General features: G+C 56.7%; 12 protein-coding genes. 7 read left to right on the forward strand and 5 right to left on the reverse strand.

Annotated elements, in window-relative coordinates:
* Nucleotide 1: 1 nt before the first annotated feature.
* A complete protein-coding gene (metH, locus tag GHO41_RS10700) occupies nucleotides 2-3,712 on the reverse strand; it encodes a methionine synthase (protein ID WP_153433539.1) in 3,711 nt (1,236 codons plus the stop codon).
* A gap of 151 nt (nucleotides 3,713-3,863) precedes the next feature.
* On the opposite strand from metH, the gene GHO41_RS10705 reads away from it, so the two are divergent.
* A complete protein-coding gene (locus tag GHO41_RS10705) occupies nucleotides 3,864-6,161 on the forward strand; it encodes a fatty acid cis/trans isomerase (RefSeq protein WP_153433540.1) in 2,298 nt (765 codons plus the stop codon).
* 112 nt (nucleotides 6,162-6,273) lie between these two features.
* Nucleotides 6,274-6,858, forward strand: coding sequence for a Fe-S biogenesis protein NfuA (gene nfuA, locus GHO41_RS10710; RefSeq protein ID WP_153433541.1), 585 nt, complete (start codon nucleotides 6,274-6,276; stop codon nucleotides 6,856-6,858).
* A gap of 156 nt (nucleotides 6,859-7,014) precedes the next feature.
* Here nfuA and cobM read toward each other — a convergent pair whose 3' ends face one another.
* The 3 genes from cobM to GHO41_RS10725 all read right to left on the reverse strand — a co-directional run bounded on the left by cobM (nucleotide 7,015) and on the right by GHO41_RS10725 (nucleotide 8,677).
* On the reverse strand, nucleotides 7,015-7,761 hold the full coding sequence (gene cobM / locus GHO41_RS10715; protein ID WP_153433542.1) for a precorrin-4 C(11)-methyltransferase: 747 nt from the start codon (nucleotides 7,759-7,761) through the stop codon (nucleotides 7,015-7,017).
* 63 nt (nucleotides 7,762-7,824) lie between these two features.
* Nucleotides 7,825-8,250 (reverse strand): cobalamin biosynthesis protein, encoded by a 426-nt coding sequence (locus tag GHO41_RS10720; RefSeq protein ID WP_048373366.1) that lies wholly within the window; start codon nucleotides 8,248-8,250, stop codon nucleotides 7,825-7,827.
* 55 nt (nucleotides 8,251-8,305) lie between these two features.
* Entirely contained in the window at nucleotides 8,306-8,677 is a 372-nt protein-coding gene (locus GHO41_RS10725) for a response regulator (protein ID WP_153433543.1), read from the reverse strand.
* 188 nt (nucleotides 8,678-8,865) lie between these two features.
* On the opposite strand from GHO41_RS10725, the gene GHO41_RS10730 reads away from it, so the two are divergent.
* The 5 genes from GHO41_RS10730 (at nucleotide 8,866) to GHO41_RS10750 (ending at nucleotide 15,393) form a co-directional block, all read left to right on the forward strand.
* Nucleotides 8,866-12,342, forward strand: a complete 3,477-nt coding sequence (locus GHO41_RS10730) for a response regulator (RefSeq protein WP_153433544.1) — start codon at nucleotides 8,866-8,868, stop codon at nucleotides 12,340-12,342.
* Complete coding sequence (locus tag GHO41_RS10735; RefSeq protein ID WP_371928893.1) at nucleotides 12,343-13,158, forward strand: protein-glutamate O-methyltransferase CheR; 816 nt, start codon at nucleotides 12,343-12,345, stop codon at nucleotides 13,156-13,158.
* Nucleotides 13,155-13,763 (forward strand): chemotaxis protein CheB, encoded by a 609-nt coding sequence (locus tag GHO41_RS10740; RefSeq protein WP_153433545.1) that lies wholly within the window; start codon nucleotides 13,155-13,157, stop codon nucleotides 13,761-13,763. Before GHO41_RS10735 ends, GHO41_RS10740 begins: the two co-directional genes overlap by 4 nt.
* Complete coding sequence (locus GHO41_RS10745; RefSeq protein ID WP_153433546.1) at nucleotides 13,754-14,950, forward strand: hybrid sensor histidine kinase/response regulator; 1,197 nt, start codon at nucleotides 13,754-13,756, stop codon at nucleotides 14,948-14,950. The genes GHO41_RS10740 and GHO41_RS10745 overlap by 10 nt, the downstream gene beginning before the upstream one ends.
* A gap of 65 nt (nucleotides 14,951-15,015) precedes the next feature.
* On the forward strand, nucleotides 15,016-15,393 hold the full coding sequence (locus tag GHO41_RS10750) for a response regulator (RefSeq protein WP_048373356.1): 378 nt from the start codon (nucleotides 15,016-15,018) through the stop codon (nucleotides 15,391-15,393).
* Nucleotides 15,394-15,419: 26 nt separating this feature from the next.
* Here the strand turns inward: GHO41_RS10750 and GHO41_RS10755 are convergent, their stop codons facing one another.
* Nucleotides 15,420-16,478: a lipopolysaccharide assembly protein LapB gene (locus tag GHO41_RS10755; protein WP_153389696.1), complete on the reverse strand. Its 1,059-nt coding sequence runs from the start codon at nucleotides 16,476-16,478 to the stop codon at nucleotides 15,420-15,422.
* Nucleotides 16,479-16,698: the final 220 nt, after the last annotated feature.

Here is a 16,698-nt window from a genome sequence, read left to right on the forward strand (position 1 = left end):
CTTAGTTGTCGTAGCCGAGGTTAGGCGCCAGCCAGCGTTCGGTCACGTTCAGGTCCTGACCTTTACGCGCGGTGTAGCTGTCGATCTGGTCCTTGTCGACTTTACCTACAGCAAAGTACTGCGCTTGCGGGTGCGCGAAGTACCAGCCGCTTACCGCTGCTGCCGGGAACATTGCGTAGTGCTCGGTCAGGAACACGCCGCTCTGGCCTGCACGCATTTCTTGTGCTTCAGGGTCCAGCAAGGCAAACAACGTCGCTTTTTCAGTGTGGTCCGGGCACGCCGGGTAGCCGGGAGCAGGGCGGATGCCGCTGTACTGCTCTTTGATCAAGGCCTCGTTGTCCAGGTGCTCATCCTTGGCATAGCCCCAGTAGTTTGTTCGCACTTGTTGGTGCAGCCACTCGGCGCAAGCCTCGGCCAAGCGGTCGGCCAGGGCTTTGACCATGATCGAGTTGTAGTCGTCGCCTGCATCCTGGTAGGCCTTGGCCACTTCTTCGGCGCCGATCCCCGCGGTGGTGATAAAGCCGCCCACGTAGTCGATCACACCGCTGTCTTTTGGCGCAACAAAGTCGGCCAGCGAGAAGTTTGGTTTGCCATCGGTCTTGATGATTTGTTGGCGCAGGTGATGCAGCTTGGCCAAAGGCTTGCCGTCGTCACCGTAGAGCTCCAGATCGTCATCGTTAACCTGGTTGGCAGGCCAGAAACCAAAGACCGCCCGCGCACTGATCAGCTTTTCATCAATCAGCTTTTTCAGCATCTCTTGCGCGTCGGCGTACAACGCTCTTGCCGCTTCGCCGACCACTTCGTCGTCGAGGATGCGCGGGAACTTGCCGGCCAGGTCCCAAGAGATAAAGAACGGCGTCCAGTCGATGTACTCAGCCAGTACTTTGAGGTCGATATTGTCCAGCACCTTGGCGCCCGTGAACGTCGGTTTCACCGGCTGGTAGGTGGCCCAGTCGAACTGCGGCTTCTTGGCAATCGATGCGGCATAGCTCAAGCGTTCAGTGCGGGCGCTGCGGTTTGCCGTACGTTCGCGCACCTCAACGTATTCTTCGCGGGTTTTCTCGACAAAACCGGCCTTGAGTTCCTTGGACAGCAGTTGGGTAGCCACGCCCACGGCCCGTGAGGCGTCGGTGACGTAAACCACGGCATCATTTTGATACTTGGGTTCGATCTTGACCGCAGTGTGCGCCTTGGAGGTCGTGGCGCCGCCGATCATCAGCGGCAGATGGAAGTCCTGGCGCTGCATTTCACGGGCCACGTGCACCATTTCATCCAGCGATGGGGTAATCAAGCCGGACAAGCCGATGATGTCGCATTTCTGTTCTTTGGCCACTTGCAGGATTTTTTCCGCAGGCACCATAACGCCCAGGTCAACGATGTCGTAGCCGTTACAACCCAGCACCACACCCACGATGTTCTTGCCGATGTCATGCACATCGCCTTTCACCGTGGCCATGAGGATCTTGCCCTTGGCTTCTGGCTTGTCGCCTTTTTCCAGCTCGATAAACGGAATCAGGTGGGCCACCGCCTGTTTCATCACGCGGGCGGACTTCACCACCTGCGGCAAGAACATTTTGCCCGCGCCAAACAGGTCGCCGACGATGTTCATGCCGGACATCAGGGGACCTTCAATCACCTCAATCGGGCGGCTGAAGGACAGGCGCGATTCTTCGGTGTCTTCGACGATGTGCGTGGTGATGCCCTTGACCAGTGCGTGCTCCAGACGCTTATTGACGTCCCAGCTGCGCCATTCCTCGGTCTCGGCCTCTTTGACACTGCCATCGCCCTTGTACTTGTCGGCAATCGCCAACAGGTTGTCCGTGGCCTCCGGGGTGCGGTTGAGCACCACGTCTTCGACGGCATCGCGCAGTTCCACCGGGATCTGGTCGTAGATTTCCAGTTGCCCGGCGTTAACGATACCCATGGTCAGGCCGCTGCGAATGGCGTACAGCAGGAACACCGAGTGGATCGCCTCACGCACCGGGTTGTTGCCACGGAACGAGAACGATACGTTGGACACACCGCCCGAGGTCAGGGCATACGGCAGTTCATCGCGGATGTAGGCGCAGGCGTTGATGAAGTCCACTGCATAGTTGTTGTGCTCTTCAATGCCGGTGGCCACGGCGAAGATGTTCGGGTCGAAGATGATGTCTTGCGGCGGGAAGCCGACTTCATTGACCAGAATGTCGTAGGAGCGTTTGCAGATCTCTTTTTTGCGTGCTTCGGTGTCAGCTTGGCCCGCTTCGTCAAAAGCCATCACCACCACGGCAGCGCCGTAGCGCTTGCACAGTTTGGCGTGGTGAATGAACTGCTCGACGCCTTCTTTCATGCTGATCGAGTTGACGATGCCTTTGCCCTGAATGCATTTGAGGCCCGCTTCAATCACGTCCCACTTGGAGGAGTCGATCATGATCGGTACGCGGGAGATATCCGGCTCGCCGGCAATCAGGTTGAGGAAGGTGATCATCGCCTTCTTCGAATCCAGCATGCCTTCGTCCATGTTGATGTCGATGATCTGCGCACCGGCTTCAACTTGTTGCAGGGCCACTTCAAGGGCTTCGGTGTAGTTGTCTTCACGGATCAGGCGGGCAAAGCGCGCAGAGCCGGTGATGTTGGTACGTTCGCCGACGTTGACGAATAACGAACTGCGATCAATGGTGAACGGCTCAAGGCCCGACAGGCGGCAAGCCTTCGGGATGTCCGGAATCTGGCGCGGCGCGTAACCGGCCACAGCATTGGCGATGGCCTGGATGTGGCCCGGCGTGGTACCGCAGCAACCTCCGACAATGTTCAAAAAGCCACTTTGGGCGAACTCTTCAATCACCTTGGCGGTTTGTGCCGGCAGTTCATCGTACTCGCCGAACTCGTTTGGCAAACCCGCGTTGGGGTGAGCCGAGACGTGGGTGTCGGCCTTGTTCGACAACTCCTCGAGGTACGGGCGCAGTTCACTGGCGCCCAATGCGCAGTTCAAACCCACCGAAATCGGTTTGGCATGGCTCACGGAGTTCCAGAACGCTTCGGTGGTCTGGCCCGACAGCGTGCGGCCGGAAGCATCAGTGATGGTGCCGGAGATCATGATCGGCAGCTCAAAGCCCAGCTCTTCGAACACGCCTTGCACGGCGAAGATCGCTGCCTTGGCATTCAAGGTGTCGAAAATGGTCTCGATCAGGATCAGGTCGGCACCGCCTTCGATCAGGCCCTTGGTGGCCTCGGTGTAGTTTTCCACCAGTTCATCAAAGGTGACGTTGCGATAGCCGGGGTTGTTGACGTCTGGCGATAGCGAACAGGTACGGCTGGTCGGACCGAGCACGCCGGCAACAAAACGTGGTTTGTCCGGGGTTTCGAGGGTCTTGGCGTCGGCTACCTTGCGAGCAAGGCGTGCGCCTTCTACGTTTAGCTCGTAGGCGATGGCCTGCATGCCGTAGTCGGCCTGGGAAACCTGGGTGGCGTTGAAGGTGTTGGTTTCGAGAATGTCGGCACCGGCATCCAGGTAGGCTTTTTCTATCGAGCCAATGACATCCGGGCGAGTGATGACCAAAAGGTCGTTGTTGCCTTTGACATCGCTCGGCCAATCGGCAAAACGCGTGCCACGATAGTCGTGTTCCTCAAGGCGGTAGCTTTGGATCATAGTACCCATGCCGCCATCGAGAATCAGAATGCGCTCTTTGAGGGCTTGCTGAAGTGCTTGGATACGAGCGCTGCGGTCAGACATAGGACTACCTGTTAGAGCCATGCAAAAGATGGCAAATCATAACAAACCTGCGCCTAATTTGAGCGCCGGAAGATTTGCATGAATTCAGCTCATGTTGGAAGGCGTGTAGCACGGGTAGAATCGCGACATTTCAATATCAGGACAATGGCACATGTTTTTTCGCCTACTCACCGGCGCCGTGACGCTGGTGGTGTGTAGTACAGCGCTGGGACAAGCCCCGCTGGCGAGTCCGGCTATATCCTACACACGGGACATACAGCCGATCCTTACCGAAAAATGCGTTGCCTGCCATGCGTGCAACGACGCAGCCTGCCAGCTCAACCTGGGCAGCGCCGAGGGCGCGACCCGCGGTGCCAGTAAAGTACCTGTCTATAAAGGTGACCGCACGACACCGGTTGCACCTACGCGGATTTTCTACGATGCCAGCGGCCCGGATGAATGGCGCCGCAAAGGCTTTTACTCGGTGCTCGATGCGCAAGGTGCGCAAGCGGCCTTGATGGAACGGATGCTTGAGCTGGGCCATAACACGCCACTGACGCCCAATGCCAAGTTGCCAGAAGAAATCGTCCTTGGGCTGAACCGAGAGAACTCTTGCCCGGCGCCGGGCGAGTTCGATGCCTACGCCCAAAAGCACCCTAAAGAAGGCATGCCCCTGGCCGTAACCGGCCTCACCGACAAGCAATACCAAACCGTGCAGACCTGGCTAAAGCAAGGCGCACCGGTTGATCAGCACGCTATCAAACCCAGCGCAGGCGAAGCCGCGCAAATTGCCGAATGGGAAGCGCTGCTCAATCGTCCGGGCTCAACAGAGGCGTTGGTCGGGCGCTGGCTGTTCGAACACTTGTTCCTTGCCCATACGTATTTTGACAACGGCGTGCCTGGGCATTTCTTCCAGTGGGTGCGTTCGCGCACGCCGAGCGGTCAGCCGATTGACCTGATCGCTACCCGCCGTCCAAATGATGATCCGGGCACCACGTTCTATTACCGGTTAATGCCGGTACAAGGCGTGATCGTGCACAAAACCCACATCACCTACACGATGGGCAAGCAAAAGCTCGAGCGGGTCAAGCAACTGTTCTACAGCGGCGACTGGCATGCCACCTCGCTGCCGGGTTACGGGCCGCGCAGTCGCGCCAACCCGTTTGAAACCTTTGAAGCGATCCCGGCCGTGGCGCGTTATCAGTTCATGCTCGATAACGCCGAGTATTTTGTACGCACCTTTATTCGCGGGCCGGTGTGCCGCGGGCAAATTGCCACGGACGTGATCCGGGACAACTTCTGGGCGCTGTTCCAGGAGCCAGCCCATGACCGCTATATCACGGATGCCGCCTATCGTGGCGAAGCAACGCCGTTGCTGGCGATGCCGGGGCAGAACGATGACGTCGGCAGTGTGCTCTCGCTGTGGCACAGCTTCCGTGACAAGCGCAATGAATACGTAAAGCTGCGTCAAGATGCATACGCGGACATGCCACCTCCGAGTTGGGCAACGCTGTGGGCGGGCAATGACAATGCGCTGCTGACGATCTTCCGTCACTTTGACAGCGCCAGTGTCACCAAGGGCTTGATCGGTGAAGTGCCGCAGACGATGTGGCTGTTCGACTTCCCGCTGCTCGAGCGCACCTACTATCAGTTGGCGGTCAACTTTGATGTGTTCGGCAACGTTTCGCATCAGGCTCAGACGCGGTTGTACTTTGACTTGATCCGTAACGGTGCTGAGGCCAACTTTTTGCGCCTGATGCCGGCAGATTCGCGCGCCAGCATCCTCAGTGACTGGTACCAGAACAGCGGCAAGATCAAGATGTGGCTGGATTACGAAAAAATCGACACCAGCACGCCAACCGGCATGATCCTCGACCCGACTGATCCCAAGCGTGACTTTGCCCTCAAGTTGATTGACCGCGCCGGCACCTTGAATGCCAACCCGGATCCGATTAACCGTTGCACCGGCGCTTATTGCTCGCGACCTGATATTGCACAGGAGTTCCAGTTCGCCGAGCAATCACTCAGCCGTCTGACTGCGCGTCCGGCAGCGGGGCTGGCGGTCATCAATCAATTGCCGGAAGCGACCATGCTGCGCATTGAAGGCAACAACGGTGACCGCGAGATGTACAGCATGTTGCGCAACCGTGCCCACAGCAACGTGGCCTTTATGCTCGGCGAGGCCTACCGCTTGCAACCCGGGCTGGACACGTTAACTATTTTCCCGGGCGTGCTCAGCAGTTACCCGAACTTCATGTTCAACATTCTGGCCGCTGATGTTGAGGCGTTTGTCGAAGCGATGGAGCAATCCAAAGATCAGAAAAGCTTCGAGGCTATCGTCGAGCGGTGGGGCGTTCGCCGCAGCAACCCGCAGTTCTGGGAGTACTTCCATGATATTGGCGAGTACATCAATGAGACCGATCCGGTTGAAGCGGGTGTTTTGGACATGAATCGCTACGAAAACCTGTAATGCGGCCGGTAATAACTTAACAAGAGAGGGCAGATTGCCTGACAAAAACACTAGGACTTTGTCAGGCGCGCCGATTGGCGTAAACTGCCCCCCATGTCTGCGAGGAGATTCCATGAGCGCCATAACGATTACCGACGCCGCCCACGATTACCTGGCTGATCTGCTGTCCAAGCAGAACACCCCGGGTATCGGCATTCGCGTCTTTATCACCCAGCCGGGCACCCAGTACGCTGAAACTTGCATAGCCTACTGCAAGCCCAATGAAGTGAAGCCTGAAGATACTGCCATTGGCCTGAAGAGTTTCACGGCCTGGATCGATTCGTTCAGCGAAGCGTTCCTCGACGATGCGGTGGTGGATTACGCTACAGACCGCATGGGTGGCCAACTGACCATCAAGGCGCCGAACGCCAAAGTGCCAATGGTTAACGCTGATAGCCCGATCAACGAGCGTATCAACTACTACCTGCAAACCGAGATCAACCCCGGTTTGGCGAGCCACGGTGGTCAGGTCAGCTTGATCGAAGTGGTTGAAGACGGGATTGCCGTGCTCAAGTTCGGTGGCGGCTGCCAGGGCTGCGGCCAGGCAGACGTAACCCTGCGCGAAGGCATTGAGCGCACCTTGCTTGAGCGCGTGCCCGAGCTTAAGGGTGTGCGTGACGTGACCGACCACTCGCAGAAAGAAAACGCCTACTACTGAGTGATCAGTAACAGGGTGTTCGCTGCGACGTGAATAAAAAAACGGTGCCCCGTGAGCACCGTTTTTTTATGCCTTTTTTTGTAGGAGCGAGCTTGCCTCGCGATCATTTGATCTTAAAAGATCGCGAGGCAAGCTCGCTCCTACAGGTTTGGGTTCTTAGGGTCGATACAAATGCGCATGCCCGGCCCGGTATAGCGAGGACTCGGTAAAGTTGTCACTGGCCAGTACCCGGCCGACCAAAATCAACGCGGTGCGCCTGAATCCCTTGGCCTGTACTTTGGCCTGAATGTCCTCAAGGGTGCCTTGTACCCAATCCTGGTCCGGCCAACTGGCGCGGTGAATCACGGCAATCGGGCAGTCGCTGCCGTAATGCGGCTGCAGTTCGCGAACGATGCTTTCAAGGTTTTTAACCCCTAAGTGAATCGCCATGGTCGCGCCGTGCTGCGCCAGGCTGGCCAGTTCCTCACCAGGCGGCATTACGGTTTTTTCCGCGTAACGGGTCAGGATCACTGTTTGCGAGATGTCCGGCAGCGTCAGCTCGGCGCCCAGAATGGCGGCGCATGCTGCGGTGGCGGTCACGCCCGGAATGATTTCAAAGGCGATGCCCAGCTCACGCAGGCAGCGAATTTGCTCGCCAATGGCGCCATACAGGCTCGGATCACCCGAGTGCACGCGGGCCACGTCCTGACCTTTGGCGTCGGCGCTTTTTATCAGATCGATGATTTGCTCAAGGTGCAGTTCAGCGCTGTTGATGATCTGCTCAGCGCCATTGCCGTCCAGTACGGCAGTGGGCACCAGCGAGCCGGCATAAATAATCACCGGGCAGGTACGGATCAAACGCTGGCCTTTGACGGTAATCAGCTCTGGGTCGCCGGGCCCGGCACCGATGAAGTAAACAGTCATGGCAGTCTCTGAAAAGGTCTAAATAGAGCCGTTCGTGAAGAACGCTCATAGTGAGGCGGGGGATTATCGCGTTATTTGCCCTGTGCAGGCCAATGCAAAGGTTGCCACTGAGGACGCCTGGCGTGTCACAAGCAGTGTTGCGCCTGCGCCACCCAGCTGTTCGGCCAGTGCCAATGCGGCACTTTCGGCCACACCCCAGCACCCGGTTTGCTCGAAAACAACCTTGGAGCGCTGACTGAGCTGTGAGGCATAGGGGGCAAGCTGATCCGCGTTGAACACATTAAAAGGCAGGTTCAGCCGCCTGCAGAGTTCGATAAGTCCCGGTTCTTCTCGCTTGAGGTCGATGCTGGCGATGCCCTGGACAGCGCCTAATGTGAGCCCGGCCTTGTCGAGAGATTGCTCAACCAATGCCAATAAATCATCGCAAGTGCACCCCTGGCGGCATCCCAGGCCAATAATCGCGCAAGCGGTGTGTGTGGCAGTCGGCATCACTGTTCCAGAGCCAAAACGAGGTGCGCAGTGTTGTTGAGGTGCGTTTGGCCTGTCAACTTTGCGGCTGGACCAACATGCTCTTTACCTTGACGCGCAACTGATCAATAGAGAAGGGCTTGCCAATGACGGCCATGCCCTCAGGCACAGTGAGGGTCTCGGCGTAGCCGCTGGCAAACAGAATGGGCAGTTGCTGGTACAGTTCACGGGCTTTGCAAGCCAGTGCATGACCGTCCATGCCGGGTAGCCCGACATCGGTCATCATCAAGTCAATGCACTGGCCTTTGTCTTCAAGAAATGCCATTGCGCACTCGCTGCCATCGGCTTCAAGCACGTTGAACTCCAACTCTTCAAGCACGTCAACGATCAGCATACGAACAATGGCGTCGTCTTCGACTACAAGAATGGTGGAGGGCGTTGCGGACATATTCATGATCTCGATAAAAATTTAAATCCAGGACCCTTCACGCTGGCATCTGGCCGGTAAGAATAGCCTTGAGCACCAGCAAAGTACGGTTTTTTGTAAGAAAAATCCTACTAAGGTGCAAGAAAGCTGAACTATTTCGCGGTATTACTTCAAACTCTCACTAATTTTTATGTCCACAGGCCAGACAAATGAACTCACCTGCATCCATTGACGAGCAAAGTTTTCGCAAACTGCTGAGTCGTAACGTTGGTTTGCCTTTGGCAGTCGGTGTGATGAGTGCAGTGCTGTTCGTGGTGATGATCAGCTATTTGCTGTCAGTCCTTAAATGGGTCGAACATAGCGACCGTGTCATCAGCAACACCAATGAAGCGATCAGACTGACAGTTGATCTGGAAACCGGCATGCGCGGGTTTCTGATTACCGGCGATGAGCATTTTCTTGACCCTTACGCGGTGGCCAAACCGCAAGTACTTGCGCAGATCCAAGGGTTGCAAGAACTGGTCAGTGATAACCCCCAGCAAGTTGATCGTCTCAAGCGCATTGCGGCGTTGCAGAACGAATGGGCTGCTTATGCCCAGTCCATGGTCGATTTGCGCCGTCAGAGTGGCGATTACCGTGCGGCGGTTCAGTCTGGCAGGGGCAAAAGCCTGACTGACCAGATCCGTCAGGAATATGACGATTTCATCCAGCTGGAGCAACAGTTGCGGGTGGCTCGCAATAACGAAGCCAGTACGACTACTTTCGTCTGCGTCGGGCTTTACTTGCTTTTCGTGTTGGGCCTGAGCGGCTTTTTGGCATATGTCGGCCGCAGAGATTTACTCAATCTTTCAAAGAGTTACCAAAACAACTTCGAGTTGCAGGTTAAGGCTGCTGAGCGTCTTGAACGACAAGCCTGGCTGCGTAACGGGCAGACCGAACTGGCCGAGCAGGTGCTTGGCCGCCTCACGCTGAACATGCTGGGCCGCAATATCCTGCAGTTCTGCGCGCAGTACCTGGGCACGGTCGTTGCCGCAGTGTATGTGCGTGAAGATCACGGCGGCTTGCGCCGCATCGCCAGCTATGGATTCTCTCGTGAGCAAGAAGCGCGCAACGAGGTGATTCACAATGACGAAGGCATTGTTGGGCAAGCCGCGTTCCAGGATCAGTTGATCCGTCTGGACGATGTGCCGTCGGACTACTGCTTCAAAGTCAGCTCCGGGCTGGGTGAGGGCGCGCCTCGCAGTGTGCTGGTGGTGCCGACCAGCGACGATGACCGGGTAAACGGGGTGATTGAGCTGGGCTTTCTTCGCCCGCTGGAAGACCGTGACATTGAGCTGTTCGACTTGATCGCAGACAACATCGGCACCTCGATTGAGGCCGCGCGTTACCGCCAGCGCCTGCAAGAAGTGCTGGCAGAGACCCAGCAGCTCAATGAAGAACTGCAAGTGCAGCAAGAAGAGCTCAAGACCGCCAACGAAGAGCTGGAAGAGCAGTCGCGCATTCTTAAAGAGTCGCAGACCAGCCTTGAGGCGCAGCAAGCAGAGCTCGAACAGACCAACGAGGCCCTGGCAGAGCAGCGTGATGCCATGGACCGCAAGAATACCGAGCTGAACCAGGCTCAGGAGCAGCTCGAAGAGCGTGCCGATGAGTTGATGCGTTCGAGCAAGTACAAGTCGGAATTTCTCGCCAACATGTCCCATGAGCTGCGAACACCGCTTAACAGCTCGCTGATTCTGGCCAAACTGTTGTCGGAGAACCCGCAGCAGAACCTCACGGGTGAGCAAGTCAAATTTGCCGAATCGATCTATTCGGCAGGCAACGATTTGCTCAACCTGATCAACGACATTCTGGATATATCCAAGGTCGAAGCCGGCAAGCTTGAGGTGCGCCCCGAAAACACCAGCGTGGCGCGGATGCTCGATGGCATACGCGGGGTGTTCCAGCCGTTGGCCAGTGACAAGTCGCTGGAGTTGCGCGTCGACTTGCAGCCTGGCACCCCCGCGTTGATCTACACAGACAGCCAGCGTCTGGAGCAAATTCTCAAGAACCTGCTGTCCAACGCGGTCAAGTTCACTGAAAAAGGCCGGGTCAGCCTGACGGTGTCGCGTCATCCGGGCAATGCCATTGCATTTGCTGTCGAAGACTCCGGCATCGGCATTGCGGCCGAGCAGCAAGAGAGCATTTTCGAAGCGTTCCGTCAGGCAGATGGCACCACCAACCGCCGTTATGGCGGCACCGGCCTCGGCTTGTCGATCTCGCGGGATCTGGCGACCTTGCTCGGCGGCTCTATCAGTGTCAGCAGCGAGCCGGGGCAGGGCAGTGTCTTCACCTTGATCATGCCCGTACAGTTCGTCGAAGACGCCGAACTGCCTGTAGAGGCTCCCGTCAATGCTCCGCGCGTGCCACAGACATTGCCTGGCAAGGCGTTGCCGGTACAGGCGCCGGATGTGCCGCTGAATATCCCGCGCTTCATGGACGACCGCGAACAAGCGCCATTCAGTACGCGCTGCATTCTTGTGATTGAAGATGAGCCGAACTTTGCGCACATCCTCTACGATCTGGCTCACGAACTGGGCTATCGCTGCCTGGTCGCCCACGGTGCTGACGAAGGCTTCAGCCTGGCGGCGCAGTTTATTCCGGACGCCATTCTGCTCGACATGCGCTTGCCCGATCACTCCGGGTTGACCGTATTGCAGCGCTTGAAAGCCCTGGCCGCTACTCGCCATATCCCGGTGCACGTGATTTCTGTCGAAGACCGTGTCGAAGCCGCCATGCACATGGGCGCCGTGGGTTACGCGGTCAAACCGACCACCCGCGAGGAACTCAAGGATGTTTTCGCCCGCCTTGAAGCCAAACTCACGCAGAAGGTCAAACGGATATTGCTGGTCGAAGACGATGACCTGCAACGCGACAGTATTTCCCGCCTGATCGGCGACGATGACATTGAAATCACCGCCGTTGGCTTCGCTCAAGAGGCGCTTGATCTGCTGCGCAGTAACATCTACGACTGCATGATCATCGACCTCAAGCTCCCGGACATGCTGGGCAACGACCTGCTCAAGCGTATGTCTACCGAAGACATTTGCTCGTTCCCGCCCGTTATTGTCTACACCGGGCGCAACCTGACCCGCGACGAAGAGGCCGAACTGCGTAAATACTCACGTTCGATCATCATCAAGGGCGCCCGTTCGCCTGAGCGTTTGCTGGACGAAGTGACATTATTTCTGCACAAAGTTGAATCTCAGTTGTCCCATGAGCGTCAAACGATGCTCAAGACGGCACGCAGCCGAGACAAAGTATTCGAAGGGCGCAAGATTCTGCTGGTTGATGACGACGTGCGAAATATTTTCGCCCTCACCAGCGCGCTGGAGCACAAGGGCGCAATCGTCGTCATCGGGCGTAATGGTCGCGAGGCCATCGAGCGTTTGAATGAGGTCGACGACATCGACCTGGTGCTGATGGACGTGATGATGCCGGAGATGGATGGCTATGAGGCCACCATTGAAATTCGCAAGAACCCGCGCTGGCGCAAGCTGCCGATCATTGCAGTTACGGCCAAGGCGATGAAAGACGATCAGGAACGCTGCCTGCAAGCGGGTTCCAACGATTACCTGGCTAAACCGATTGATCTGGATCGACTGTTTTCGTTGATCCGGGTCTGGCTACCGAAAATGGAACGACTCTAAGTGCTACGAAACACCGACATCGAGATACGGCTGCTGATTGAGGCGATCTACCTCAAGTACAGCTATGACTTTCGAGACTACTCAGGCGCATCGATCAAGCGTCGGGTGCTGCATGCAGTGCGCCAGTTCGACTGCAAGACCATCTCGGCCTTGCAGGAGCGGGTACTGCATGATCCGGCCGTGTTCATGCAGTTGCTGCAACTGCTGACGATTCCGGTGAGTGAAATGTTTCGTGACCCTGAGCACTTCCTGGCCATTCGCCAGGAGGTAGTGCCGATTCTCAAGACCTATCCGTCGCTGAAAATCTGGGTCGCGGGGTGCAGTACCGGCGAAGAGGTGTACTCGATGGCGATCTTGCTGCGTGAGGAAGGGCTACTCGATCGCACCATCATTTATGCCACTGACATCAACCCGCGCTCGCTTGAAAAAGCCAAGCAAGGGATCTTTTCGCTGGAAAACGTTCGTGCCTACACCCACAACTACCAAAAGGCCGGGGGGCAGCGCTCATTTGCCGATTACTACACGGCGGCTTATGACTACGCGATTTTTGACAAGAGCCTGCGTGAAAACGTGACCTTTGCCGATCACAGTCTGGCGACAGACAGTGTATTCTCAGAAACCAATTTAATTTCGTGCCGTAACGTATTGATTTACTTCAATAAAAACCTACAAAACAGGGCGTTTGGTTTGTTCGCGGAGTCGCTCTGTCATCGGGGCTTCTTGATGCTGGGTAGCAAAGAAACCCTGGATTTTTCCGATTACAGCAAACAATTTTCGCCTTTGCTCAAGCAAGAACGGATCTATCGCAAGCTATGACAGTCCAAGACATCGCAATCGCCGGACTGCGCCCTGTTCAGGCCATCGTTGTTGGGGCTTCTGCAGGGGGCGTCGAGGCATTGCTGGCGATCTTTGCTGATATGAAGCCCGGTTTCAGGCTACCGATCATCGTCGTGTTGCACATGCCCGACGAACGACGCAGCCAATTGGCCTCTGTGTTTGACCGTCGTTTAGCAATACCGGTCAAGGAAGTAGAGGACAAAGAGCCGATTGCGCCGGGCACGTTGTATTTCGCGGCGCCGGGTTACCACGTGTCGGTGGAGCACGATCACAGTTTTTCATTGAGTCGAGAGGAGCGGGTGCATTATTCACGCCCCTCGATTGATTACCTTTTTGAATCCGCAGCCGATGTGTACCAAGACACCCTGGCTGCGATATTACTCACAGGCGCCAATCAGGATGGTGCGCAGGGGCTGGCCACGGTCAAACAGCTGGGCGGCCTGACGGTCGTCCAGGACCCTGAAGAAGCCTGGGTACCCACCATGCCGCTTGCGGCGCTGGAGCGTTGCCAACCGGACCGCATCCTGAGTTTGAAGGGTATTGCCCGTTTGCTTGTTGAGCTGGAACGAATCGAATGCCACTAAGTGATATTCAAGCCAAGCTGCTGATCGTCGACGATTTGCCAGAGAATCTGTTGGCGCTGGAAGCCTTGATCAAACGCGATGACCGAATCGTCTATAAAGCGCTGTCTGCGGACGAGGCGCTTTCGTTGTTGCTGCAACATGAGTTTGCAATGGCGATTCTGGACGTGCAGATGCCGGGCATGAACGGCTTTGAGTTGGCCGAGATGATGCGCGGGACCGATCGCACCAAAAATATTCCGATAGTGTTCGTCAGTGCCGCCGGTCGGGAGATGAACTACGCGTTCAAAGGGTATGAGAGCGGGGCGGTCGACTTCTTGCATAAGCCTTTGGACATTCATGCGGTTAAAAGCAAGGTCAACGTATTTGTCGACCTGTACCGGCAAAGCAAAGCGGTGCAACGACAGGTCGAAGCGCTTGAGCGAAGCCGTCGCGAGCAAGAAGTGCTGCTCGCGCAATTGCAACAGACACAGGTTGAACTGGAGCATGCGGTGCGCATGCGTGACGACTTTATGTCGATTGTCTCCCATGAGGTCCGCACGCCGCTGAACGGGCTGATCCTCGAAACCCAGCTGCGCAAGATGCACTTGGCGCGGGACAACACGGCAGCTTTCACAAAGGACAAGCTGGAGGCCATGGTTGACCGCGACGAGCGGCAGATCCAAAGCCTGATTCGGCTGATTGAAGACATGCTGGACGTATCACGGATTCGCACGGGCAAGCTGTCAATCAGGCCGTCGGAATTTGATCTGTCGCAGTTGGTTGCCAATTTGCTTGAGGTGTTTTCGCCCCAGATCAGTGCAGCGCAAGCGAGCATCAGCTTCAGTGCGGCGCAGCCGGTGGTGGGGCAGTGGGATGAATTCAGGATCGAGCAGGTGATTTCCAACTTGCTGACCAACGCCCTGCGTTATGGTGCACAGAAGCCAATTGATGTGGCGGTGTACAGCGAAGAGGGGTATGCCGTGGTGCAAGTACGTGATCAGGGTATTGGCATTAGCCAGGAGAATCAGCAGCGGATTTTCCAGCAATTTGAACGGGTAGCTGGCAGCCATGTTGTTTCGGGCTTGGGCTTGGGCTTATTTATTTCGGAACAGATTGTTGCGGCCCATAGTGGCAAAATAGAAGTACACAGTGAGTTAGGAGAGGGCGCTTTGTTCAAAGTCTGCCTGCCGCTGGTACAAAAGACATAAATTGGTCGCAACCTATGGCCGTGGCTGCGGTCGTAATGGCAGCAAAGTTCGGATTAAGGTTTTCCATGAGTGAAGATGCGCAAGATGTTGTTTTGATTGTCGAGGACGATCCATCGATCCTGATGATCCTCAGTGCTTACCTGTCAGGCGAAGGCTACCGGGTATTGCAGGCCGAAAACGGCGAGCAGGCGTTTGCGATTTTAGCCACCAAACCGCACCTGGACCTTATGGTTACGGACTTCCGTTTGCCGGGCGGCATATCAGGCGTGCAGATTGCCGAGCCCGCTGTGAAGCTGCGACCGGACCTGAAGGTGATTTTTATCAGCGGTTATCCGGCAGAAATCCGTGACACCGGCAGCCCGATCACCCTCACAGCCCCGATTTTGGCCAAACCCTTCGACCTCGACACCTTGCAAGCACAAATCCAGAAACTGCTCGCCTAATCGCTTGCAGCTTGCGCGCAGCGCGCCTACAACCCTTGTTGCAGCGCTGGATCGTCAGGGTTTAGCTGCTCCAGTTGCGCCAGCAGCACCTGTACATTCTGTAGTTGACCGGCCTCTTTCCAGTAGCGAATCAACAACAGACGCGCCTTGCGATTGGCGGGCTGGCGTTGCAGCAACTCTTCCAGCTGACGCTGCGCCGGTTCCAGTTGCTCCAGTTCATGCAAGGCAATGGCGAGCTTATAGCGGTACTCGCTGTTGTCCGGCTCCAGCTCAACGGCTTTGGCCAGCCCCAACAACGCGTATTCGGTTTGCCCGTGATTGAGCAACCAAATCCCCAGCGCGTGTTGCAGGTACGCGGAGTCGGGGTGGGCTTTAAGCTGATTGGCCAGCAGTTCACGGGCCTGATCGGTTTTGCCGCGTTTATCCAGCAGATCAATCTGCGCCACCACAGCCTTGAGATTCTCCGGATCCAGCGCCAGGAATTTCTCAAGTGCTGCCTGCGCCTCGTCCAGTTGCCCTTCATGCAAATACAAACGTGCGAGCTGGCCTTGGGCCTGCGGGTCGTCGGGTTGTGTCTTGAGCGTGCGCTCGTACTCGTCGATGACTTGCTGCAGCGGGCCGAAATACAGACCTTGCTCATCAGGAGACAAGCCCAGCAGCGCGCTGGCGGCGGCGAAACGCACGCTTTGCTCGGGATCATCCAGCAGCGGGCCAAGCAGCAACGTGCGCTGAGCATTGGGCACCAGCCCCGAAATACTTTGTATCGCGGCCTTGCGCACCAGCGGTGACGGGTTTTGCAAGTCGGCATCGGCCAGCTTCAGTGCTTGCGGGCTCGGGTAGTTAGGCAGCTCGGCATGCAGGCTGGCGCGGCGAATATCGGAAAGATCAGTGCGTGCCAGTTGCTGATACAGCACCCTGGCGGCCCCCGGCTGCCCGTTATGGGCTTGTTCCAGGGCGGACGAATAGCTGTGATTGATCGTGTTTGACGGCGCGGTGCCCGGAGCAGGGCGCATCCAATACCAAAGGCCCACTGCGATCAGAGCAGACAGAAGGCTTACAACCAGGTAACGGCGAGGCTGAGACATGCAAAATCCAGTAACAGTCGTGCGTATGAAGTGCAAGATTGGGACAGTAGAGGGCTTGAGTCAAACCGGGATCCATAAACACGGCCCAAATCCCCTCTGTAGGAGCGAGCTTGTCTCGCGATCTCTTGATGTTGAAGGTCGACAGATCGCAGCCTTCGTTCCTTGTCAGCGACTACAGTCAGGCGCACATGCACAAACAAAAAAAAGCCCCGCGACCGAA

It is taken from the genome of Pseudomonas sp. FSL R10-0399 (assembly GCF_009600165.1).
Lineage (GTDB): Bacteria > Pseudomonadota > Gammaproteobacteria > Pseudomonadales > Pseudomonadaceae > Aquipseudomonas > Aquipseudomonas helleri.